The following is a 23,928-nucleotide window of genomic DNA, read 5'->3' on the forward strand; positions in this document are numbered from 1 at the left end:
GATACCTTTTAGCTCAATGTCGTAACGAGCGAGTACAGACGCATCATACTTTAAGTTTTGACCGACTTTTGCTTTCGTTGCATCTTCAAGAATTGGCTTCAGCTGTTCTAGTACCCAATCACGATCAAGCTGTTCAGGCGCATCTAAATAGTCATGTGCAACTGGCACATAAGCCGCAATACCTTCATCGACAGCGAATGACAAACCAACTAGATTCGCTAGCATGTAATCTAGGTTATCGGTCTCCGTATCAAATGCAAACAGCTCAGCCGTTTGAAGTTTATCTAGCCAAGCATTGAAGGTTTCTTTATCCAGAATTGTTTCATATTGGCTGCGATCGATTGTTACCGCAGAAGTTTCCATCTCGGCTTGAGAAGAAGAAGCTTGTGAAGATCCTGCAAGCTCTACGGCCTCCACAGATCCAGAACCGCCTTCAAGTAGTTCATTCAACCAAGATTTAAACGTCAGTTGGCCATACAGCTTCACTAATTCGTCTTTATTTGGTTCCGCTTTCAGCAATGATTCTGGCGTTTCCTCAAGCTCAACATCCAATTTGATGGTCGCGAGCTCATACGAAAGCATGGCATTTTCTTTGTTGTCGATGAGCTTTTTCGCCATGGTTTTAGAACCACGGAAACCAAGCCCTGCAATATCATCGAGGTTTTCATACAACTTCGTCAGACCACCAATACCTTGCAGTAGTGCGGTCGCTGTTTTATCACCGACACCCGGTACACCAGGAATGTTATCTACTTTATCGCCCATCAGTGCTAAGTAGTCGATGATCAATTCAGGTGGAATGCCAAACTTTTCAACCACACCTTCACGATCCATTACGACGTTCGTCATGGTGTTGATCAAGGTAATGTTATCATCCACTAGCTGCGCCATGTCTTTATCACCAGTACTGATCAATACAGGCATGCCCTTTTGTGATGCTTGGTATGCTAACGTACCGATGACGTCATCCGCCTCGACGCCAGGAACACAGATCAGCGGCAAACCCATTGCACGAATAACATTGTGTAATGGTTCAATTTGACAACGCAGGTCATCCGGCATTGGCGGACGATTCGCTTTGTATTCTGCATACATATCATCACGAAAGGTTTTTCCCTTTGCATCGAAAACCACCGCGATGCGCTCAGACGCAAACTGACGCATCATGCTGCGTAACATGTTCACGACGCCGTAAACGGCATTAGTTGGAATTTCACCATTGCTCATGGTGCCCGGGTAGGCGTGAAAAGCGCGATATAGGTAAGAAGAGCCGTCGATAAGGATCAACGGATTTTCAGGAATACTTGCCATAATTGTCTGTATCCAATTCAGTACTTGAGAGATCTGCCTAGGATGCCATGACTGCTGATCTGAATCTATCTTGTTCGCTCGATCTAGGTCGCGTAAATTTTTCCGACTTTATTCACGAAAACACCACCTCCTGTGGATAACTCTGTTTATAGAAATTATCCACTGGTTATCCAATAACAAAAAACACAAGAAAACACCAACCCAAACCATTGATTAATAACAACAAATTCGCATAACGGCGAGAAGATCAACGATCCTAAAATGATCATCGCATGTGGAAAAGATATTAATAGTGACGTCAAATAGAAATCGTAGAAAAGAAAAAAGCGACCCGAATGGGGTCGCCTAGCAGAAGTGGTAAAGCAAATTCTGTAAATAGAGCAGCTTAACCAAGAAGCTATAAATTACACTGGAAGCAATGTGAGCAATGTCGTGTCAAAAAGAATTCGTGCAAGTTCTCGGAAAAATGTTTCATCACTTCTCAACTTTCAGTTAATTAACTTCTGTTAATAAGTCACTCAACGTCCTTGTGAACTTTCCTCATTCCCTAAGACAGGTTTAATAATAATGATTCTCATTTCGTAGTCAACAGTTAAATGAGAAAAAATCTCATTTATTTTCACATTGCTTTAATGAAATGCACTCGAGATTCTCGAAGATTTACTTTTTCTTCAAACTTTTCAATTATATAGCCATTTCTCAATAACAAGCGAAGCATAGCCGGAAACTGGTTTCGAGATTTCACTTTTAATGTGTTGTAGCCTTGTTCTGCCACCCAATCCTCTTGAGCTTCCAAAAGCAGTTGTGCCACGCCTTCATTTCGAGCTTCAGGGACAACACCACCTAACCAGCTATAGAAAACACCATCCTCTAATTCGTAACCTATTTTGAAGCCGACAAACGTGCCATTTTTTTCTGCAACGAGGATTAAACTGTTTTTCTCTTCTAAACGTTGAGTCATGGAGTCTACCGTTTCTCCTTTCGAAAACTCGGTAACACGCGCCACAACTTGAAGTGCTTCTTCCAATGTGCCTTCACGAATCAGCATTGTCATTGTTCTCTTCTCCAAAATAAAAATACCCAAGCACCTTGGATTGTTACTGTTGTAATCCGCCTGAGGTTACTTGGGTATATACAGACGAACAACTCTTGTTGGTCTGGTATTTCTCACTGAGCGATAATTACTCTTCTGTCGCTTCCGGAGTACGATTTAGGTGTTGAGCAGTTTGTGCATTCTCTTCTGCCAACCACTCAGCAACGTCTTTCGCAAAGTACGTTAAGATGCCATCTGCACCTGCACGTTTGAAGCACAATAGTGATTCCATCACAATTTCACGCTCTTTGAGCCAGCCATTCATGATCGCCGCTTTATGCATCGCGTACTCGCCAGAGACTTGATAAGCAAATGTCGGTACTTGAAGTTCAGTTTTTACTCGGCGAACTACATCTAAGTATGGCATACCAGGTTTAACCATCACCATGTCCGCACCTTCATTGATGTCTAGCGCCACTTCGTGAATCGCTTCATCAATGTTTGCTGGGTCCATTTGGTAGTTTTTCTTGTTGCCGCCTTTTAGATTTGAAGAAGAGCCAACCGCATCACGGAATGGTCCGTAGTAGTTCGATGCGTACTTAGCCGAGTAAGCCATGATTTGAGTATGAATGTAGCCCGCGTTTTCTAATGCTTCGCGGATCTTACCAATTCGGCCATCCATCATGTCTGAAGGCGCGACTACGTCAGCACCCGCTTCTGCATGAGACAAAGCCTGCTTAACCAATACTTCTGTGGTTTCATCATTCATTACGTAGCCATCTTCATCGATGATGCCGTCTTGGCCATGTGTCGTGAATGGGTCGAGTGCCACGTCGGTGATTACACCAATTTGAGGAATGTGTTCTTTAAGCGCTCGTACTGCTCGCTGAACCAAACCTTCTGGGTTGTAGGCTTCAGTAGCACATAAGCTTTTAGCGTCTTGGTTTACGACAGGGAAAAGCGCGATTGCTGGAACGCCTAGATTTGCAAGGTATTGTGCTTCTTCTAGCATTAAATCAATCGACAAACGCTCTACACCCGGCATGGACTCCACGCTCTCACGACGATCTTTACCCATAAGAATGAACATTGGGTAAATCAGATCATTAACAGAAAGTTGGTTCTCAGCCATCAAACGACGACTAAAATCGTGCTTACGTAAACGACGCATACGGCGTGCAGGGAATGGACCTTGAATTGATACAGACACCATTTTCTCCTTGTCTGGACGGTTATGATGATCAAATCATCTGGTGAACAAAATCATATCACTCTTGATGCATGTTGCGAGTGACAATCTGGAAAAAGGTAATGAAAAAAACTGAAAATGACCCAGCACTCACACTCAAGTATACTTCGAATACGAAACCAACCATGAAGCACAGAGAGTAACGATGATCGATACCCACGCGCACATCTATGCTAGCGAATTTGATAACGACCGCGATGAAGTAGTACAACGCGCCTTAACGCAAGGCATTAATAAAATCCTGTTGCCAAACATCGATCTGGACTCAATTGAGCCCATGCTAAAAACCGAAGCGGCATATCCTGACGTATGCCACTCAATGATGGGGCTGCACCCTTGCTATGTGGATAACAACGTTGAACAAACGTTGGAGATCATCCGCGGTTGGTTTGAGAAACACAAGTTTATTGCGGTGGGCGAAATCGGTATCGACCTATATTGGGATAAAACCTATCGTGCTGAGCAAGAAATGGCGTTCGTAGCTCAACTTAACTGGGCAAAAGAGATGGATTTACCGGTCGTTATCCACACTCGTGATTCGATTGGAGAAACACTCACTTTGCTGCAACAAGAGCAAGATGGTCGTCTGCGTGGTGTATTCCACTGTTTTGGAGGCGGCTTAGAAGAAGCACAAGCAATCAATGAGCTAGGCTTCCACTTAGGCTTAGGTGGCGTATCAACCTTTAAGAATGGCGGGATGGATAAAGTCATTCCACATTTGGATATGCAGTGGGTCATTTTAGAAACCGACTGTCCATATTTAGCGCCGGTGCCACACCGTGGTAAACGTAATGAACCAGCCTACACTTCTCTCGTTGCACAACGTGTTGCCGACTTGCGTGATGTCGACATCGCAACCATCGATGCCATAACGACTGAGAATGCCAAAAAGCTGTTTAATATTTAGTTCACGAGAATTGAAAAAAGCGACGAAATCAACGTCGCTTTTTTATCACCTAAACTATTGAATGAACGATTCAACCCGTTGAAATAGTAGAACAATCCATACAAAATTATTGATAAACATAATAATTAACTAGCAACTCTACTTACTTCTCATATCGTCACTTTACTTCGTCCGCTTTGCAAAACTGTCGACAACTCGACACATTATTTTTCTATACTGATTTACGCCCATTAATTAGCGCAAATGTAAAACAGCATGAATATGGAAATTGAAGTGTGTACACATGGTGCTTACTTACAACGCGTACCGCGCAGTTTTTTTCAAAAGCTGCTGGGCATCAAGGAAGTATACGTATGCACAAAATGTGGTTACGTCATGAAAGTTAAGTAATTAGCCCAAGAAAAAACCAACCGCAAAAAAAAGCGGCTCAATTGAGCCGCTTTTCACATCTAGATTAGCCTTATTCTTCGGTTTCCGCTTCTACTTCTTCGCTTCGACGAGTATAAAAACGCGCGAAGAACAAACCGACTTCAAACAGTAAACACATCGGAATAGCGAGTAAGGTTTGCGAGATCATGTCTGGTGGCGTTAACACCATACCTACGACAAACGCAGCCACTATAATATAAGGACGTTTCTGTCTTAAATCTTCTGGTGTAGTGGCCCCAGTCCAACACAACAAAATAATCGCAACAGGCACCTCGAATGCGATACCAAACGCCATAAATAGCGCCAGCACAAAGTCGAGATAACTCGAGATATCAGTTGCAAACTCTACTCCACCAAGAGAGATGGCGGTAAAGAAGCCAAACACCAATGGAAATACCACGAAGTAGGCAAATGCCACTCCACAGTAGAACAATAGCGAACTAGAGAACAGCAGTGGCATGATCAATCGACGTTCATGCTTGTACAAACCTGGCGCTACAAATGCCCACACTTGATACAAGATAAACGGCACCGCAATAAATACCGAAGCGATTAACGTCAACTTCAGTGGCGTGAAAAAGGGTGAAGCCACATCCGTAGCAATCATGGTTGCGCCTTCAGGTAGACGCTCTACTAAAGGTGCGGAAACAAACTCGTAAATGTGGTTAGAGAAATAAATTAGTCCGACAAACACCACCAACACTGCCAAAATTGAGCGCAGTAGTCGGTTGCGAAGCTCCAACAAATGACTAATTAAAGGTTGTGTCTGCTCGACGGTAGACATGGCAAACCTCTTATTAAAAACCAGATCAAAAAGGAGCTACCAATCACTAGTAGCTCCTCCTAATGAGACTATTCGGCTTTCTTATCTGCCGCTGTAACCTTGCTCTCTTGCGCTTTCTCTACCTTTTCTGCTGCTGGCTCTGTTTTTACAGGCTCAGCCTCTGAATCGGTGTTCTTTGCGTAAGGACGATTTACAGATTGCGCTGCCTTCTTCAACTCTTCAACTGAAGATTTCAACTCAGGGGACAAATCATCCATCCCCATTTGTTCTGCTTTGCGCAAGTTTTCTTGCAGCTCTTGGACTTTCAGCTCGTGTGACAATTCGTCTTTGACGCTATTTGCCATACTCTTAGCGGCACCGATAAAGCGAGACACGCTGCGAATAGCATGAGGCAAACGCTCCGGCCCAAGAACGACCAGACCAACAACAGATATTAATACCAGTTCCCAAAAACCGATATCAAACACGTTTTACGCCTGCTCTTTGTCTTTTTTCGTTTCAGGAGCAGCTTCTTTTTTCTGCTGCTCTTCTAGACTTTTTGGTTCGAAGTCTGCGTCTTTGTCATTTTTCGCAGGTTCATCTTCGCTCATCGCTTTTTTGAAGCCCTTAACGGCACCACCCAGATCGCCACCGATACCGCGTAGTTTCTTTGTTCCGAATAGCAATACAACAATTACAGCAATGATTAGAAGTTGCCAAACACTGATACCACCCATTCTCTTTACCTCGGGTCTTTAAACAAACAAAAATATTTCAAGAGTTTAACGTCTATTGACGATAAGCTCGCCAACTAAGCAGCCAAAATGTGACACCTGCGATACCGCAGGCCAACGAAAGCTGCTCAAAAGCATCGTTCACCAATATTGCCGAGCATACGACTAAAGTCGCGCCAACGCCAAAAAAAAACTTTCCTGTCGCCTGCTGGCGCTTGCTCTGGCGATACCCTTGATAAAGCTGATCCATACGTTGATTCATCGCTTTACCTTGTTTCAGGCTATCGTAAAGTAGCTCTGGCAGTTCAGGTAATTTCTCTGCCCAAAATGGTGCGCGGTCTTTAATCGCATTCACTAGAGCTTGCGGCCCAACTTGATTCATCATCCATTCTTCCAGGAATGGTTTTGCGGTCTCCCACAAATCAAGTTGAGGATATAGCTGCCTACCAAGCCCTTCCACGTACAACAGCGTTTTTTGCAACAGTACAAGTTGTGGCTGAACCTCCATATTGAATCGACGTGCCGTGTTGAACAAATTCAACAACACATAACCAAAGGAGATTTCGCACAATGGCTTAGCAAAAATAGGCTCACACACAATGCGAATCGCGAACTCAAACTCATCGACATTGGTATCCGCAGGCACCCACCCTGAATCCACATGTAACTCAGCCACTCGGCGGTAGTCACGATTGAAAAACGCCAGGAAGTTTTCCGCCAGATAACGCTTGTCTTCGCTATTAAGTGTACCAACGATTCCGCAATCTAGCCCTATCCACATTGGGTTCTCTGGATGTTCGGGTTTGACGAACACATTACCCGGATGCATATCGGCATGAAAAAAGCTGTCTCGGAACACCTGAGTGAAGAACACACTCACACCGCGTTCCGCGAGCAATTTCATATTGGTGCCATTTGCTTTCAAGCCTTCAATATCAGAGACTTGAATGCCATATATTCGCTCAGAAACCATGACAGTTTCATTACTGAAGTCGGGAAAAACTTCAGGAACATACAATTCTTCGCTGCCCTCAAAGTTGCGGCGCAACTGAATGGCATTCGCCGCCTCACGTCGCAAGTCGAGTTCATCAAGCAGGGTTTTCTCGTACTCACGCACGACTTCAACTGGTTTTAAACGACGTGCTTCAGGCATCGCTCCGGCGACTATACGCGCCATTCGGTGCATCAGTTTTAGATCTGAATCAATGACTGGGCGAATATCTGGGCGGATAACCTTTAATACCACTTCTTGGTTAGTGTCTTTTATGCGCGCAGTATGTACCTGAGCAATCGACGCAGACGCCAGTGGTTTGATATCAAACTCGGTAAACCATTTTTCTAACGGACCACCTAATGCTTGCTCCATCTGCTTTTTTGCCAACTCGCCATCAAAAGGCGCGACTTGGTCTTGAAGTAAAGCTAGGGGATCAGCGATATGCGGAGGAAATAAGTCACGGCGCGTCGACATCATCTGACCGAACTTAATCCAAACCGGCCCCAGCTCTTGCAGTGCTAAACGCAGACGTTCACCGAGTGGTTTTTCTGGGTGCTTGTTCTTAATCCAAAACAAGCTTTTGCGCAGTAAAAGCGGCGCTTTGGTCAGTTGGTGATCGGGAAGCAGCTCATCTAAGCCGTATTCCAGTTGTACTTTGGCGATGTGGTATAAGCGCTTTAGTTCTGCTGGCGTCATGGTTTCTCCAATGCAGGCTTATCTGCATCCAGCTTATTCAGCAAAGCCGTTAAACGAGCTTCAATGCGAGAAGCCTGGCTGCGAACCTCATCAACTTGGTCGCAAAAATAGGCCACTTCTAACGGAGCGGGAGCCAGTTTCCATTCTTCAGTCACTACTTGCGCAAGATGACGCTGGTGTTTTTCTGCTTGAGACGCAAGAAAGTTGCCGATGTTTTTTGAACCTTGCACAAAGGTATGTGCGGCGACATCGCCAGTCACGCGAGACAACCACTCTTCAACATCTGGTTTGCAATCCACCATCAACTGAGAGAATTTCTGCGCCAATTGAATATCGCCTTCGAGTTCAAGTTTATCTTGTTTAATAAGACGAGTGATGTTGGCCTGATCGCGCAGCTCTGGTAACACACTCAAGTTGAGCGATAGATAGCAGTTAGGCTGCCCTTCGTAATGACCGAGCACATCAATTTGCTGACTAAAAACGAATGTCAGTGTTTTATTGATCTCTTTCAGGTGAACTTGAATAACTTGACCTTTTAGACGCGCTAAACGACGGCCCAATGCAGGGTCGTCTTTGATCAGTGTATTCAGTGACGTTTCAATCACAGCGGTGATAAGTGGTTCAAATGGCATGCCGTTAACCCTTAGAATTTATAACCGCGATGCAAAGCCACAATACCACCAGTTAAGTTGTAGTATTTGGTGTTTTCAAAACCTGCTTCTTGCATCATGCCTTCCAGCGTTTCTTGGTCTGGATGCATACGGATTGACTCCGCTAGGTAGCGGTAACTCTCTGAGTCATTCGCAACTAGCTCACCGATTCTCGGCAACAAGTGGAATGAATATGCGTCGTATACTTTCGATAACGGCTCTAGCACTGGTTTTGAAAATTCCAACACCAATAGACGGCCGCCTGGCTTCAGTACGCGGAACATTGAACGAAGCGCTTTGTCTTTGTCAGTCACATTACGCAAACAAAAACTGATGGTGATGACATCAAAATAATCATCTGGGAACGGCAGTTCTTCTGCGTTGGCTTGAACGTAATGCACGTTACCCACAATACCGTTATCACGCAGTTTATCGCGACCAACGTTAAGCATTGAGTTATTGATATCGGCAAGGATGACATGGCCTTCATCGCCAACAATGCGCGAGAATTTCGCCGTCAAATCCCCCGTACCACCACCTAGGTCAAGAATACGTTGGCCAGGGCGAGCGCCACTACAATCGATAGTGAAGCGCTTCCAAAGGCGGTGAATACCACCTGACATCAGGTCATTCATGATGTCGTATTTTGTTGCCACGGAGTGGAATACTTCGGCAACCTTAGTCACTTTTTCGTCTTTTGCCACTGTAGAGAAACCAAAGTGAGTGGTTTCATTCTCTAACGCTGTATTGGATTGCAAACTTGTGTCCGTCATTCTAATTCCTCTTAGGCAGCGCTTTCCTCTACGGGGCGTTTGTTGACAAATAAAATCGCCCACTGCACTGCGGGCGATTAGTTTACTTTATCCTCAGCCGGATGTCTTTCTACTAACGGGTCATTTTCTGAAAATGCATCACTCTGCGCTAACTGCGCGAGGTCGGAAGAAATCGGTCGTTTAATTTCAACTCCCAAGTGTTTAAAGCTTTCGGCTTGGCGAATCACATTTCCGCGCCCTGTGGCAAGCTTGTTCATCGCACCTTGATAGCTTTGATTCGCCTTATCCAGCGCACCGCCGAGCCCCTCCATGTCGTCTACAAACAATCGTAATTTGTCGTAGAGTTTTGTCGCACGCTGCGCAATCATTTTGGCGTTTTCATTTTGGCGTTCATTGCGCCATAGATTATCAATGGTGCGCAGTGCCACCAGCAACGTTGTTGGGCTCACCAAAATGATGTTTTGCTCCATCGCGTCTTTGATCAAACTTGGATCGGCTTGAATCGCGACTTGGAACGCCGGCTCAACCGGGATAAACATCAGAACATAGTCCAAACTCTGAATACCTTTGAGTTTGTGGTAGTCCTTCATGCTTAACCCTTTGATATGTGCACGTAGAGCAGCTAAGTGCGCATTCAAAGCCTGATCGCGCTCAGCATCAGTTTCGGCGTTGAAGTAGCGCTCATAGGCAACCAGCGCCATTTTAGAATCCACAACCACTTGTTTGTTTTGTGGGAGATGCACAATGACATCAGGTTGGTAACGCTTGCCTGCTTCATTTTGTAAGTTCACCTGAGTCTGATATTCGTGCCCTTCACGCAAGCCAGATTCGGCAAGTACCCTAGCGAGCACCACTTCGCCCCAGTTACCTTGCTGTTTGTTGTCCCCTTTCAACGCTTGGGTCAAATTAACCGCTTCGCGCGTCATTTGCTCGTTCAAACGTTGCAGGTTTTTCAGCTCATGCACTAGGGTATGGCGCTCTTTAGCTTCTTGGCTAAAGCTGTCATTAACGTGCTTTTTGAACCCTTCTAACTGTTCTCTAAGCGGTGACAACAAGCCTTCTAAACTCTGACGGTTTTGCAAATCGACCTTCGCGGTTTTTTCTTCAAACAATTGGTTGGCCAAGTGCTCAAATTGTTGTTTCAAGCGTGCTTCCGCTTGTTCTAAAATTTGCAGTTTTTCGGCATTAGCTTGGTTAATTTGCTCATGGCGAGCTTGCTGTTCACGCAGCTGCGTTTCTAGACGTGATTTGTGTTCACGCATTTGACCAAGCTCATCAAAGTATTGCTGGCGCTCTTGCTTTACAGCCTCGAAGTAACGCAGTTTTTCCATTGCTGCCATCAGCTTTCCATGTGTTTGGCGTACTTCAAACGCGGCTTTATCGCGCTCATCATCTAATTCATCCAACTCTTGCTGGGCATCGGCAAGGCTTTGCTTGACCTGTTCAAGTTGCTGTTGATGAAGCTGTTTTTCTGAAAAAAGTTGTTGCTCGAGAAGCTGAGTTTGGGTGATAAAACGCTGTTTCACCCACCAACCGGCAGCGACACCACTAAGCGTGGCAGCACAAAGAGAAGAGAGAATGAGAGATTGGTACTCAAGAATCCATTGCATAATAGCGAGTTAGCCTGTGTTTTGTATCTATAACAATGGTATTTAGACACTGGATAAATGTCCAGTTTGTTGGATGAAAAATCCTCGCATACACTAGGCCTTCCTATAATATTCTTTCTTCCGCTCAAATTATCCAAACCGAGCGGCACATCATCACGCAGAGGCATCATGAACGAGCGTCGCGCCCTAGGATTTGGGCTCTCAGCAGTATTACTTTGGTCTACCGTTGCAACCGCATTTAAACTCACGCTGGCAGAATTTACGCCGATTCAAATGCTATGCATTGCCAGCATCGTCTCTGCGATTGCACTAACAGTAATCTGTGGTGTGCAAGGTAAACTGGGCCAGTTAAGCGCTACATTTTTCTCAAACCCTTGGTATTACCTACTGCTTGGGTTGATTAACCCTTTGGCGTATTACGTTATTCTGTTCAAAGCATATGACTTGCTGCCCGCATCTCAGGCTCAAGCGATCAACTACAGCTGGGCCATCACCTTAACGCTAATGGCCGCTGTTTTCTTAGGACAAAAGATCCGTGGTAAGGACTGGCTGGCTTGCGGTTTTAGTTATGTCGGCGTGATAGTGATTGCCACACAAGGCAATCTTTTAGGCATGGAATTTGAGAGCCCGTTGGGTGTTGGCCTTGCGCTGCTATCAACACTGCTGTGGGCCGGTTACTGGATTTTAAATACCAAAAATAAGGCCGACCCTGTGGTTGGCGTTCTGCTCGGCTTTTTGGTCGCTATTCCATTCGCCATTGGTTTAAGTCTTTATGAAGGTGCGAACTGGCAGATGATCTCAGCTAAAGGCTGGGCAGCGGTGACGTATGTCGGACTGTTTGAAATGGGGATCACTTTCGTTTTGTGGCTGAGCGCACTCAAATCAACGCAAAACACCGCGCGTATCAGTAATCTGATCTTTGCTTCTCCATTTATCTCACTCATGTTGTTAGCTACCATCATCGGCGAAGAAATTCATCCTTCAACCTTGATTGGCCTGGTATTGATCATCAGTGGCTTAGTCATTCAGCAAGTCTCATGGGGCAAGAAAACCAAAGCGGTAAACGCTTCTTAATCACCTATCAAAAGCCCTAAAAAACGATGCAATAAGTTGGATAAAAAAGAGATATAGATAACATTTTAATGATAGAAAGCACTTTACGCTGCTAGGATTTAGCTACGCGTTGGATACGATACTCACAAAGCCCAATAGCTTACGCTAGATTCTAATATAATTACCTTTGGGCGATTTAGGACTCGTTATTAATTATGTTTCGCTTCGCTATTCCTTCGCCTTTGATGGCAGACTGGCAACACGTTCTGCGACAATGCTGTGATGTAACTCAAGCTCAGGGACAGCTTTATACTCTGAGCGATACTCAGCAGTGGCTATCGACTGAGGTGTCCACCTCAACCCAAAATCATCGTGCTATCATCGATGTGATAACGCAAGTTGTCGATCACTTTACGCCGACAGATTTTACAGTTAGCCATACCCCCTTTGAAGAGCAAACCTTGAGCATTGGACCGATTTGGCTACCTAATGGCGAATTGCTTGCCGTACTGACACTGACTCACCCTAATGATCAATCAACGGTTGTTTCGGCATGGCTAAGCGCAATGGCGGGGCGGATCAGCTTTGATATCAACTTGCACTGTCAGCAAGAACAAACGCGACATCAAAGCGCGGAAATAAAGCCAACACCAACACTACAAGAGTTTATCGACTGCCTTGAAGACCACGTATGGATAAAAGGCATGGATGGTCTTTATTCGATGACCAACCGAAGCGTAGAAAATGCGTGGCAAAAAACCAACAGTGAAATCATTGGAAAAGACGATTTTGCTCTGTTTAGCCATGAACGTGCGGAAAAATTCATTGATGCCGATAAATTGGTGGTAGCCACGGGCACGCAAAATATTGTTGAAGAATGCCGTCAAATTGATGAAAACAATAACCCCACTTGGCTAGAAACCATTAAGTCTCCTGTCCGTGATCATGCGGGAAACTTAATCGGCATTCTGGGGATGACACGTAACATCACCCGCCGAAAAATGGTAGAAACGCAGCTCTCCTTAGCGTCCCAAATTTTCAACAATTCGCAAGAAGGCATGGTCATTACAGACCGCAATGCCAACATCATTGATGTAAACACGGCTTTTACCCAAATTACAGGCTACCGCTCTGAAGAGGTGATAGGAAAAAACCCACGAATTCTGCGCTCAGGCCATCATGATCAAGGTTTCTATAAACAGTTGTGGCATCAACTCGAAAACAAAGGCCAATGGAAAGGCGAATTCATCAACAGAAAGAAAGATGGCAGCATTTATCCGCAATTAGCGACCATTAGCGCCGTAATGGACGATAAAAACCACCTTATTAACTACATTTGTGTGTTTGAAGATATCTCTGTGCGTAAGGCACACGAAGAAAAGCTGCAACGCATGGCTTTTTACGATCCATTAACCAATCTACCCAATCGCACCCATTTACTCAGCTTACTCGAACAACACATCGAAACCGGACACAAAAACCAGCAGACGTTTGCCACCCTATTCTTAGATATCGACCATTTCAAACACATCAACGATAGCATGGGCCACTTCTGTGGTGACCAATTGCTGTCTAAGTTAGCGATTCGTCTGCAAGATGTTCTTCACCTCAATGCGCATGTGGCTCGCATTGGCGGCGATGAATTTGTGATTATTTTGCCAGACATCCATAGTGATGTTGCCTTATTGGAAACCGTCGGCGATATTCTAAGCGTATTCCAGCAACCATTCGACTTGGCAAATCACGACTCACTTCGTGTCTCGACCAGTATTGGTATTGCCTTGTACCCAAGAGACGGTCAAGACAGTGAAACCTTACTGAAAAACGCAGACACTGCGATGTACTTAGCGAAGAAAAATGGACGCAACGGCTACGCGTTTTACTCACCGGATTTGACCGATAAATCCGTATCCCATGTACGCATTCAATCCGCTTTACATCAAGCAATAGAAAAACAACAACTCCGGTTAGAATTCCAACCGCAATACAACTTGGAACAAAATACGATTGTCGGCGTGGAAGCTTTATTACGCTGGCAGCATCCAGAGTTTGGCCTTGTACCACCAGCAGACTTTATTCCAATTGCAGAAAAAACAGGGCTGATTCAAAGCATTGGTGAGTGGGTGTTACAACAAGCTTGTTTGCAAGGTAATGCTTGGCTAGACCAGGGCATCGAGTTTGGCAAAATCGCCGTCAATGTTTCTGCGTTGCAGCTTCAGCAGTCAAATTTCATTCAGCGATTAAGTACTATCCTCGATAACACCGGATACCCTGCCCAACGGTTAGATTTGGAGATCACAGAGAGCTTTTTACTGATCGACCCTCAACAAGCCATTGCATCGTTAAATCAATTACGAGAGCTGGGTATTGAGATTTCTCTGGATGACTTTGGAACTGGCTATTCGTCTTTGTCTTACTTGAAAGGTTTGCCAATCAACAAACTGAAAATTGACCGCTCATTTGTCAGTGATGTCCCAAGTAATAGCGACAGCAACGCGATTGTGAATGCCATTATTGCCATGGGAAAAACGCTGTCGTTGAAAGTCGTCGCGGAAGGGATAGAAACTCGGGAACAAGCCGATTATTTATTCGAAAAAGGCTGTATTTATGGTCAGGGATATTTATTTAGTCAGCCAGTGAGCGCTGAAAAACTGTTTCGTTGAACCAGCTTGCTCCTCAAGTCACTCTCGCGGTGCCACGTCCGCGGAAATGATTTGTTTTGCTTGATTTTGGGTTGATTGGCATAGCTCTAGACGATCAACCAAAATATTGATACAAACCAGCAACGGCACACCGATCAATAGTCCCATTCCGCCCCAAAGCCAGCCCCAAAAAACAAGCCAAACAAAAATCACTAACGGGTTTAAGTTAAACCTTTTCCCCAATAGTGTTGGTGTAACAAACTGACTTTCAATCAAATTGAGCAGTAAATAGATAGACACCACCGTCAGCATAAAACTGACCGACTCCAACTGAAGATAAGCAACAAAGCCAAAGCTCACCATGGATATGACAGGGCCGAGGTACGGCGCAAAATTCATCACGCCTGCAAATGCGCCCCATAGAAATGGATCTTCAAGGCCTAGAACAAAAAACACGGCCCCGACACTCAACCCCAACCCCGCATTCACTAAAGTGATGGTGCCAATGTATCGAGATAGGTCTTTCTGTAGCGCTTTGACCAACTCAATCGCTTGGCGCTGTTTGGCGAACCCATGTAAGTAAGACACTGACTTTCGAAATAAGCTTCGTCCATGATTGAGCATAAAGTAAACCATAAACAGCACGATCATCGCTTGTGTCAAAATCGTCGGCGTAGTGGTCGCGAGCGTTTTTACCAAAGAAAAGACGGTGTTGTTCCCGACCTCATCCATACTCATATCATTGGCGATATTCAATGGAGTATTAAGGTGATCAGCCGAAGCTTTAGTAACTTCGCTTACTTCTTGCGACACATTTTTCACGATACTGGGCAGCTCAGACCACCATTGCTTGGCGGGCTCCGACATGGCGGCAAGACCAATAATTGAGGCGCCAACGAGGAATGACAGCGTCAACACGACGGTAATAGCACGTGGTAAACCTTTGTCTTCAAGATAATTAATGAAAGGACTGCACAGCAGAGAAATAAAGGTGCTAAGCACAATAGGTAACAATATTGGCTTGGCAAAATACAGCCCTGGGACGAGTAACAGGACGAGAAGCGTTGCACCAATCGCAGTGTTGGCAGGAATGTTCAATTTCGCTGTCATAATAAGCTCAGAATCGGTAAGAAAATTTTGCGGTGAAATCCGCTATTAGAGTGGTTCGCCCTCTGTCGTAGCAGCGTTGCTTACTTGTGTTGCTGCATTTCCATTTTGCTCCGCATCTGACTCATCCAGAGAAGCTGCCGCGACCGGCTTTGTGAGCGAATCGGTAATATCAGACACGCTGCTAACCAATAGCCCCATTGACGAAATAGAAGAAGTCAGTCGAGACAATCGACCTGCTTTTGCTGCGGTAACGGCAACGACAGCACTAATGCCTAATGTCGTCCAAGGGTTTTCTCTCACAAACTTCTTGGTGGTAAACGTGAACATTTCCATCGACAAACAGCATTGCTCTAGAGACGCTTTACCTTCCATCCGCTTGATCCGCATGGCTCGATTGAGCTTTTGTAGCGAGCGCATCCCACCCCTCCTGTAATTGTTCTGTCGTATTTTTGAATCCAAGAAATCCAACTAAACGCTTCTGCCACCAGGCTAAAGCAAATAATGCCAAGCCTAATGATGTGATAAATACACCCACGGCAACATATACGTTGGCAGTTAACTGATAAGCCACCACCCCAGAGGCAAGGCACAAACTGAATACGAACAATACCGACAATAGGGTAAAAACAACGGTACACAGCAAAATCTGACGCACTGCGGACACGTTAACTTTCATCTCCAAGAGGAACAAATCCAACGTTGAACCTGACCATGCTTTTAGCGATTTCGTCAGTTGGTCCAATTGCGCAAGAATGCTGCTCAAACCATTAATGGTTTGTTGGATATCCTGTTCTTCTGCCCCATCAGGGGCTCGGCCGCTGTCTGAAGCCGCCGAGCCTGATTGCTGATTGGTAACTTGCCCTGAGTTATTCATGTGAAGCCTCGCCTTTCTGTTGTGTGGCTTAATCCTTGGTGACCACTATTATTTGATCAGCTTCGAAACCGCCCAACCAGCAAGGAAGGCACAGCCTATGCTCAGCAATGGGCGCTCCTTGATTACATTTTCTGCCGACTTAGTCGCCTGCTGAACTTGCTGTGCACCTACATCCAGCTTCTCTTTGGCTTGGTCTTTCATCGCGCCAACGGCTTCCGTCGTGGCTTGTTCCGCTAAGTGATATGCTTCTTCTAACTGCTCTTGAGGTTTTACTGTGCTTTCTTTTGTAGTAGCCATAACTAGCCTCCATTAATGAGTTGAATAGTGAATCAAGTGAAACAATGTTTGACCTCACTTACTCCCTACAAAGCCATATCCATGCCAGAATTTTAAGTTATTGTTTTTTATTGATTTTATTTTTATTTTGATAAAAAGCCGTATCTGTACGTGTAATTCTTTCCAGGCTTTCCCCGCCATTCTTGTAATTTTTTCTTAGCGCCTTACCGACTGTTAGCAAGTTATTGCAAAACAAGATATTAAGTCACTGATTAATAAGACTTAAAGTTCATTGGCATACAACCTGCAACTGAAGACGAAACATCGTGTTTGTATTCCATACGCTCAAACACCCCTATCACCAGTAAATAAGGAGTGGCATATGAAAAATGAAAACATCGCCTCAATCATTGAGCTTATCGAAAGCGGAAATGAAATTTACAACAAGGCCATCGAGAACATCGACAACACTTCTTTGAATAATGTGTTGGTAGAACTGCTCAGAGTACGTGAGCGTGCAGTCATTGAGCTCACTCCCTACTCTCTAGCAAGTAACAATGAAGAATCTGCCGACGACACTCCGGTTTCCTACACCATCAAGGCGCGTGAGGTCTACAGCGACGTGATGAAGGAAGTGTCCTCTGACAAAGAGTCTATGTATTTAGAACAGCTTGAAGGTGTCGAAAGCAAGGTACTCAAAGAGATTGAGAATTTGATTACTTCCCACCCAGAGCAGGCGGATAACTCGGTTCTGCTGAAAGTTCGTAGCGATATAAAAAGCTGCAAAGAAAAACTCAGCAGCATCAGCCTTATTAGCTAAAACTTGGTGGTCGCCTTTGCAATAAAGCTCAGTATTGAGCAAAGAAATGGCCAACTTGCTTTGGCCATTTCTGACAAGCCCACAGGCGCATTAACATAACCATCACGAGAAATGTCCCACGACAATAGTCATAAATAAAGAGGTCACTATGACATTGGATAACAATCGAGTAAGGGAGCTACTCGTAAAAATGACACACCATCGCCAAACGTGTTTGCCTCTCGTTAACCCGCAATCACATATGACACTCGCAAGAGCGGCATATCGATTCGTGAAAATAGAAAAAGTGATGATCAAAAAGATGGCGAAGCTGTTCTTCGATCAAGATGGTGAACAATTCATTGCAGAAAATGCCACCGAATACGGCGTTGCCGAGTTAGGCAATTACAAAGAAATGCATTTTATGAATAAACTACTGTTAGATGATTTAAAAGCCCTGCTTAGAGCCATTGACGACACCAACTTAACCGCACTTGTTTCTTATTGGTTAGCTGCTTTACAAGTTGAAAACGATGAAATTGAAAAGCACTTACCTCAGGGTGAGTAATTGTACTCGCCCTTCTTTCTTTCACTTTGTTTAAACCACATCCCCAATCAACCTAGTAAAAGGTGCAGATAGAAAAAAGCCGCTGCATCTACGCAGCGACCTTGATAGCCTTTTTACGACGCACACCAAATCATCAAACAACACAGAAAAAGCGCCATGTAGAATACGAAGCAAATGGCGCGTTATCCGCGGATTATCTGTGTTAAAGCGAAGCTGATTTACGTCTCTGGCTTGGAACAAATACGTTCAATGACTTTGGACGCAGCTTGATTGCCAGTTGCTCATCAGAATACAGTTCACCATCAATCACATACTCAATCGGTTTATTCGCAGAAATAGTGACGCTCTGAGCCGTCGCGTATTGAAAATGTGTCGATTCTTCCTGTGCGCCTACGCTCGTTAATGTCAGATCCGACAATGCGATAAGACGTCCGCCTAAAGACTCGGTGTTATCTAAATATGTGATATGCAGCTTGCCATCATCAGGCTGCGGCGCATCACCACCTTGGGCAAGCAACGTACTAAATGGAGCGATATTCGCAACGACAAAACTATGGACTTCAAGCGTTTGTGTATTATTGTCGTGGTTTCCATCTCCAGTTGGAGCATCTAACGAAACGGTTAAAGCTTGCGTTTCTTCCGCCACTACAGCATTAAAAAAGCCGGTGAGGTAAGCGAGTTGTCCAAAAACATTTTTCTCTTCTCGCTGAGCGTGCTCGATCATTTTCTGTTCTAGCCCAATGCCTAAGACCAATAAAATAAGCCGCTGATTACATTCCGCAGTATCAATACGTTGGCAGTGTCCGCCAAGCAACGCTTCACACGCTTTTTCGACCGGTGAGAATTTTGCGCCAACGCCATAGAGCACATGACATAACGCATTGGCAGTTCCGAGCGGAACAATACCGAGTTTGAGGTCGGTATCCACCAATTGGCTCGCCACCTCTGTTACTGTGCCATCGCCACCAGCTACGATGATTTGCTTAGCTCCACTTTCTTTTGCCTGTTGTGTTAGCTGCTCGGCGCTGAGGTTTGTGGTGGTTTGATGAATACTCAAGCGATATTTTTTGGTTAGTTCACGAATCAAGTGCTGTTCGTTTTCCTCCCATTTGCCGCCACCTGCAACAGGGTTAACCACCATCCAAGTGGATTGATCCAGCCCCAGTACGCCTTTTTCACTGATCGCTCGTAACGTCCTAATCTGTAATTTATTCAATCTCGCGGTACTGCGTACGTCATTGATTTTTTTCATCACGGATTCAACCGTCAGTGACGGGTCTTTGCTCAGTAAATACGCCGCCACAACAAACACTGAACGACCACGCCCTAACGCACAATGCACAACCACTGCCCGCGAGCACGAGATTTGAGTATCAATCCAGTTAATCGCATGGCGAAGGCGCTCTAGCGTCGGGGCTTTGTGGTCGAGTACCGGAATCGAAAGGTAATGAAACTGCTTGTCGGTCATCGCACTTTCAAGGCCTGCAAATTCTGCGGTGACATCGACAATACAAGAGATTTCATTGGATTCGAGAAAATCTAAGTCACTCTGAAACAAACGGCGAGATAGGTATAAATTGTCGCTGACTTTTTGGATTGGAGGCACTGTATCACGCCGTCTTTCCCAGGCGTTATACGCTCTAGCCCCCAATAGAAATGGGATGAATGCCCAGCGAATCCACCTGACAATCTTGCCATCTTGGTTTTTTCTAAAAATAGAGGGAATGTCGAATACGTAGGCTACGCTGACCAACGCTAAAGAAAGAGATATCCACAAGAACAGCAAACTAACGATAATTTGAGGCGTATATATAGCGGCCAATAAACTGATCAGAGCGCCAAGAATATAATATTTGATGATAAACATTCGCTCTCCTTGCCTTCAGCGAGTGCACTTTTTAGTGGAAGTTAGAATACGCGGGGGATTGAGCTTGGATACATGAACTTGAGTAAACGCCTTGATTGAGTGCCTTCCCGTGCCGAAATGGCACGAAAAGGTCCAACACTCTACCTAGCTTGCCATCTCTTCAACATAACCATCCGCTAGTTTCATTTTCTGCTTATCGGTCATTACCTTACCGGCTAACTGGAAGAAACGCTGCTCTTCTTCCTCAAGATGGTGCAACACTTTGTGACGCAAGGTTTTCATTAGGTTGAGCCACGCTGGCGAGCTCATATCGGTTGCATCAAGCTGTGCAATCACTTTATCAATTTCATGATGCTCTGCGATGCCATGGCGAGTGAGATCAATGGTCTTATCGCTATCTATTAAAGGCGCGTAGAAAAATCGCTCTTCTGCCGCTGCGTGCTGTTCGAGTTCCTCTTTAAGGTTGTGGTAAAACTCTTCACGAGCGGGGGAATCTCCAGACGTTTCCATCAGAGCATCGAGTAAAAGGCGCTGCTTTTCATGACTCTCTTTCAGTACATCAAATATGTTTTTCATCTTTGACTCCTTATCTGATTGTAAACAATTGGGACAAAAGGAAGGGCGGTGATTGACCGCCCCTCTCTTACATAGCTATGCGTAAAAACCTAACCTGATTCGGCTAACAATCTTGGTCTTCAGCGTTTAGGTTTTCTTTAATGTTTTCACATTCATCTTCAATCGCATTTTGGGTTTCTTCGGCGGCTTCATCTATCTTTTTGCCGGCCTGTTCCATTGGCCCTTCTTCACTACAAGCTGCCAACGCAAACACCAAACCGAATACTGCGGCGATACGGTAAATAAATGACGTAAGTCGCATGGAATCTCCTATCTATTTACGTTTTTTCTTCCCAGCAGAACAATCACTATTGATACAATTAATGACAATAGGAATAGGTAAAATATCACTTGCGCGATAGAGGCAGCAGCTCCTGCAATACCGGTAAAGCCTAATAGTGCAGAAATTAGTGCCAGTGCCAGAAAAATAAACATCCAACGAACCATAGTGTTACCTCCTAATAAAAGTGGGTTAAATCACTCGGCTCGCTATTATTGAACCACTTCTAGCTTATCAATCACCTTATTTACGTCATTGGTGTTATTTGCAATTGAAATTGCAAGATCATGCTCCGCATCTGAATTAACTTTACCTGCCAACGTTACCGTTTTGCGTTCTGTCGTTACATCAATATCCGTACCACTCACATTGGTATCCATTAGTAGGCGCGTTTTAACTATAGTCGTGATTTTAGAATCGGTCAGTGTAGCTAAAGCTTCTGAATCAGTTTCTTTCTTGCCTTCATTCACTACTGACAATTCGTTGTTTACTTTTTTCACACCATCAAGACCAGTAACAAGCTCTTCGGCAAGTGATTTTTCAAGATCATTGTTTACCGAACCAGAAAGGGTAACGACCTGATTCTCTACATCGGTATTGATATCAAAAGAGTTGAGATTGCTGTTTAGCAGTAGTGTGGTTTCAGCTTTACCATCTAGCCAAGCGTCCATGGATTCTTTTTCCCATTTATCACTCGCTAAGACTGCTGTAGATGAAGTAGCAAGAACTGACGTAAGTACAATTTTAGCTGCGATGTTATTCATGGTAATTCTCCTTTATTGACGTTGCACTTCCCTAGGAGCAAACCATGTGCCAACTTTATAACTCATTGTTTTTAATTGACTAATAAAGGAAAGAGGTAAAAATGAGATGAGCAATAAAGTATAAGCATGAATTATTTACACGTAAAAAATGTAATTTTTAATCGGTGATAAAGCCTCCGTCACTTGTGCCTAAATAACCTGATAAAACAGAAAGGCTATTTCCCCAGAATCAATTAATAGCAAACTTATTATTTTAAAAATAAAAATCTGAACAAAAGGAAATATCTACTGATGGCTCTCACCGATATATATCAAAAAGGGGCTAACAACATAAAAATACCGAACAAATCCTTAAATCTATGCTGACAATATTTTGTCTTGTGAAGTGAGAATAATCCACGTACATTGTTTCTGTCATAGTAAAGAGGACATTTCTATGTCGATGCCAAGCCTGTTTCTAAGAATACAAGATCCATCACTTAAAAATGCCATCGCTTCTTGCCAGGAACTGAACAAATTTCGTCTGCATGACATCGATGCCGCAGACCAATGGATTGAAGATTTCCTACAACTCAAACCGGAAGTTGCGATTGTTGAAGTCGCCCACTTTACTAGTGCAGATTATCAACGTCTTTCTAATATCGAAGACATCTACGATATGGACTTGATCATCATTAGCTCAGGCGCTCCAAACGAGAACTTGGATAAGCTGATGAACTTGGGTGCTATTTTTCACTACAGAAAGCCCGTTGATATTGCCATTCTGACGGACACCCTGAGCGAAGTCAGCCAGTACTATCAACACAAACAAGATCAAGGGCGTAAAGTGTCCACCAGCGATCTTGACCAATTTGGTCTTTTGGTCGGCTCTTCCTCTCCGATGCATCAGCTCTATCGTATGATCAGGCGCGTTGCTAAAACAGAAGCCAACGTCCTTATTGTCGGTGAGAGTGGATCAGGCAAAGAACTGGTGGCGCAGACCATCCACTTAGCGAGTGAGCGTAAACAACAGCCCTTTATAGCGATTAACTGTGGTGCCATTAGCCCTGAATTGGTTGATAGTGAACTGTTTGGCCATGAGAAAGGCGCTTTTACCGGAGCAAATAAAACTCACCAAGGTGTATTTAAGCAGGCAGAGGGCGGCACGCTATTTTTAGATGAAATCACCGAGATGCCTATCGAGCATCAAGTGAAGCTATTGCGGGTGCTAGAAACCGGAGAGTATCGCCCAGTTGGCAGTAATACGGTTCATATCGCTAATACTCGCATCATTGCTGCTACAAACCGTGATCCTAAAATCGCCATTGAGGAGCAGTTCCTGCGTGAAGATCTGTTTTTCCGGTTATCGCATTTCCCATTAACGATACCGCCACTGCGAGAACGAGGCGGTGATATCGTCGGTCTGGCCAAGCACTTTATTGCACACCGCAACGCCAATGAGGCAAAAACCAAAACGATTCTTGACTCTGCGATCCAAAAAATCGCTGCACACGACTGGCCAGGTAATGTCCGTGAGCTCAAACACACGATCGAGCGTGCATTTATTTTGGCTGATGACACCATCCGAGATGAACACCTGATCTTCGACACACCACCATTGGAAACAGGCACCAGCATCGAAGACCTTGTTCCGGCGGGCGTTTCGCTAGAAGAGCTAGAAAAAGCCGCCATTCTCAATACCCTTGAAGAGAATCAAGGCAATAAAACGGAATCAGCGCAGGAGTTAGGCATTAGCGTGAAAACGCTCTATAACAAACTCGAAAAGTATCAAGACGAGTAACTCGCTATGGGAATACAAAAAGAGTACTGAATAAAACTCAGTGCTCTTTTTGTATCTTATCTTTTATGCAGTTAGGCTGCGTTTGGTGTTTGATTAATGTGCAGTGACAATAAAGTTTGCCCGTAAGAGCATTCTGAGACAATAAAGTTTG

General features: G+C 44.5%; 25 protein-coding genes. 6 read left to right on the forward strand and 19 right to left on the reverse strand.

Features of this window, described 5'->3' with window-relative positions:
• The 3 genes from IQR33_RS28515 to hemB all read right to left on the reverse strand — a co-directional run.
• Positions 1-1,311, reverse strand: a 1,311-nt coding sequence (locus IQR33_RS28515) for a 5'-3' exonuclease H3TH domain-containing protein (RefSeq protein WP_322631812.1), incomplete at its 3' end; no start/stop codon positions are given.
• 619 nt (positions 1,312-1,930) lie between these two features.
• A complete protein-coding gene (locus tag IQR33_RS28520) occupies positions 1,931-2,365 on the reverse strand; it encodes a GNAT family N-acetyltransferase (RefSeq protein ID WP_193837246.1) in 435 nt (144 codons plus the stop codon).
• A 127-nt stretch (positions 2,366-2,492) separates the two neighbouring features.
• Positions 2,493-3,554: a porphobilinogen synthase gene (gene hemB, locus IQR33_RS28525; RefSeq protein WP_031777176.1), complete on the reverse strand. Its 1,062-nt coding sequence runs from the start codon at positions 3,552-3,554 to the stop codon at positions 2,493-2,495.
• 184 nt (positions 3,555-3,738) lie between these two features.
• Here hemB and IQR33_RS28530 point away from each other — a divergent pair, with 184 nt between their 5' ends.
• Positions 3,739-4,500, forward strand: coding sequence for a TatD family hydrolase (locus IQR33_RS28530; protein ID WP_053349758.1), 762 nt, complete (start codon positions 3,739-3,741; stop codon positions 4,498-4,500).
• A 460-nt stretch (positions 4,501-4,960) separates the two neighbouring features.
• On the opposite strand, the gene tatC is transcribed toward IQR33_RS28530, so the two are convergent.
• The 7 genes from tatC to rmuC form a co-directional block, all read right to left on the reverse strand.
• A complete protein-coding gene (gene tatC, locus IQR33_RS28535) occupies positions 4,961-5,713 on the reverse strand; it encodes a twin-arginine translocase subunit TatC (protein WP_005379234.1) in 753 nt (250 codons plus the stop codon).
• Between the two features lie 68 nt (positions 5,714-5,781).
• Positions 5,782-6,180 (reverse strand): Sec-independent protein translocase protein TatB, encoded by a 399-nt coding sequence (gene tatB, locus IQR33_RS28540; RefSeq protein WP_033905892.1) that lies wholly within the window; start codon positions 6,178-6,180, stop codon positions 5,782-5,784.
• A 3-nt stretch (positions 6,181-6,183) separates the two neighbouring features.
• The gene (gene tatA, locus IQR33_RS28545; RefSeq protein ID WP_005382958.1) at positions 6,184-6,429 is read right to left on the reverse strand and encodes a Sec-independent protein translocase subunit TatA; all 246 of its coding nucleotides are present in this window, start codon (positions 6,427-6,429) and stop codon (positions 6,184-6,186) included.
• Positions 6,430-6,481: 52 nt separating this feature from the next.
• Positions 6,482-8,116, reverse strand: a complete 1,635-nt coding sequence (gene ubiB / locus IQR33_RS28550; RefSeq protein ID WP_193837247.1) for a ubiquinone biosynthesis regulatory protein kinase UbiB — start codon at positions 8,114-8,116, stop codon at positions 6,482-6,484.
• Positions 8,113-8,748, reverse strand: coding sequence for a ubiquinone biosynthesis accessory factor UbiJ (locus tag IQR33_RS28555; RefSeq protein ID WP_005379213.1), 636 nt, complete (start codon positions 8,746-8,748; stop codon positions 8,113-8,115). The genes ubiB and IQR33_RS28555 overlap by 4 nt, the downstream gene beginning before the upstream one ends.
• A gap of 11 nt (positions 8,749-8,759) precedes the next feature.
• Positions 8,760-9,539 carry a bifunctional demethylmenaquinone methyltransferase/2-methoxy-6-polyprenyl-1,4-benzoquinol methylase UbiE gene (gene ubiE / locus IQR33_RS28560; RefSeq protein WP_017635022.1) on the reverse strand — a complete coding sequence of 260 codons (780 nt, stop codon included), beginning with the start codon at positions 9,537-9,539 and terminating at the stop codon, positions 8,760-8,762.
• A gap of 77 nt (positions 9,540-9,616) precedes the next feature.
• Positions 9,617-11,149 carry a DNA recombination protein RmuC gene (rmuC, locus tag IQR33_RS28565; RefSeq protein ID WP_033905890.1) on the reverse strand — a complete coding sequence of 511 codons (1,533 nt, stop codon included), beginning with the start codon at positions 11,147-11,149 and terminating at the stop codon, positions 9,617-9,619.
• Positions 11,150-11,317: 168 nt separating this feature from the next.
• Here rmuC and IQR33_RS28570 point away from each other — a divergent pair, with 168 nt between their 5' ends.
• Positions 11,318-12,223 carry a DMT family transporter gene (locus IQR33_RS28570; RefSeq protein ID WP_017635023.1) on the forward strand — a complete coding sequence of 302 codons (906 nt, stop codon included), beginning with the start codon at positions 11,318-11,320 and terminating at the stop codon, positions 12,221-12,223.
• Positions 12,224-12,417: 194 nt separating this feature from the next.
• Positions 12,418-14,865 (forward strand): EAL domain-containing protein, encoded by a 2,448-nt coding sequence (locus tag IQR33_RS28575; protein WP_193837248.1) that lies wholly within the window; start codon positions 12,418-12,420, stop codon positions 14,863-14,865.
• Positions 14,866-14,883: 18 nt separating this feature from the next.
• On the opposite strand, the gene IQR33_RS28580 is transcribed toward IQR33_RS28575, so the two are convergent.
• The 4 genes from IQR33_RS28580 to IQR33_RS28595 are packed head-to-tail and all read right to left on the reverse strand — an operon-like array spanning position 14,884 to position 17,125.
• On the reverse strand, positions 14,884-15,954 hold the full coding sequence (locus IQR33_RS28580) for an AI-2E family transporter (protein ID WP_182039623.1): 1,071 nt from the start codon (positions 15,952-15,954) through the stop codon (positions 14,884-14,886).
• Between the two features lie 45 nt (positions 15,955-15,999).
• Complete coding sequence (locus tag IQR33_RS28585; protein ID WP_005379200.1) at positions 16,000-16,326, reverse strand: hypothetical protein; 327 nt, start codon at positions 16,324-16,326, stop codon at positions 16,000-16,002.
• Positions 16,316-16,828 carry a phage holin family protein gene (locus IQR33_RS28590; RefSeq protein WP_005379198.1) on the reverse strand — a complete coding sequence of 171 codons (513 nt, stop codon included), beginning with the start codon at positions 16,826-16,828 and terminating at the stop codon, positions 16,316-16,318. The genes IQR33_RS28585 and IQR33_RS28590 overlap by 11 nt, the downstream gene beginning before the upstream one ends.
• A 48-nt stretch (positions 16,829-16,876) precedes the next feature.
• Positions 16,877-17,125 carry a hypothetical protein gene (locus tag IQR33_RS28595; protein ID WP_005379196.1) on the reverse strand — a complete coding sequence of 83 codons (249 nt, stop codon included), beginning with the start codon at positions 17,123-17,125 and terminating at the stop codon, positions 16,877-16,879.
• A gap of 361 nt (positions 17,126-17,486) precedes the next feature.
• Here IQR33_RS28595 and IQR33_RS28600 point away from each other — a divergent pair, with 361 nt between their 5' ends.
• Positions 17,487-17,924 (forward strand): DUF2383 domain-containing protein, encoded by a 438-nt coding sequence (locus IQR33_RS28600; protein ID WP_005379194.1) that lies wholly within the window; start codon positions 17,487-17,489, stop codon positions 17,922-17,924.
• 148 nt (positions 17,925-18,072) lie between these two features.
• Positions 18,073-18,471: a hypothetical protein gene (locus IQR33_RS28605; protein WP_005379193.1), complete on the forward strand. Its 399-nt coding sequence runs from the start codon at positions 18,073-18,075 to the stop codon at positions 18,469-18,471.
• A 202-nt stretch (positions 18,472-18,673) separates the two neighbouring features.
• On the opposite strand, the gene IQR33_RS28610 is transcribed toward IQR33_RS28605, so the two are convergent.
• The 5 genes from IQR33_RS28610 to IQR33_RS28630 all read right to left on the reverse strand — a co-directional run bounded on the left by IQR33_RS28610 (position 18,674) and on the right by IQR33_RS28630 (position 21,997).
• Positions 18,674-20,338, reverse strand: coding sequence for a diacylglycerol kinase family protein (locus IQR33_RS28610; protein WP_047103710.1), 1,665 nt, complete (start codon positions 20,336-20,338; stop codon positions 18,674-18,676).
• 144 nt (positions 20,339-20,482) lie between these two features.
• On the reverse strand, positions 20,483-20,914 hold the full coding sequence (locus tag IQR33_RS28615; RefSeq protein WP_005379185.1) for a hemerythrin domain-containing protein: 432 nt from the start codon (positions 20,912-20,914) through the stop codon (positions 20,483-20,485).
• A gap of 103 nt (positions 20,915-21,017) precedes the next feature.
• The gene (locus IQR33_RS28620; protein WP_005379178.1) at positions 21,018-21,215 is read right to left on the reverse strand and encodes a hypothetical protein; all 198 of its coding nucleotides are present in this window, start codon (positions 21,213-21,215) and stop codon (positions 21,018-21,020) included.
• An 8-nt stretch (positions 21,216-21,223) separates the two neighbouring features.
• Entirely contained in the window at positions 21,224-21,400 is a 177-nt protein-coding gene (locus tag IQR33_RS28625) for a DUF1328 family protein (protein WP_005379177.1), read from the reverse strand.
• A gap of 45 nt (positions 21,401-21,445) precedes the next feature.
• Positions 21,446-21,997 carry a BON domain-containing protein gene (locus tag IQR33_RS28630; RefSeq protein WP_005379174.1) on the reverse strand — a complete coding sequence of 184 codons (552 nt, stop codon included), beginning with the start codon at positions 21,995-21,997 and terminating at the stop codon, positions 21,446-21,448.
• 436 nt (positions 21,998-22,433) lie between these two features.
• On the opposite strand from IQR33_RS28630, the gene IQR33_RS28635 reads away from it, so the two are divergent.
• Entirely contained in the window at positions 22,434-23,777 is a 1,344-nt protein-coding gene (locus IQR33_RS28635) for a sigma-54 interaction domain-containing protein (protein WP_005382945.1), read from the forward strand.
• The last annotated feature ends 151 nt before the right edge of the window (positions 23,778-23,928 follow it).

This window comes from Vibrio sp. OPT46, assembly GCF_015163535.1.
Lineage (GTDB): Bacteria > Pseudomonadota > Gammaproteobacteria > Enterobacterales > Vibrionaceae > Vibrio > Vibrio alginolyticus.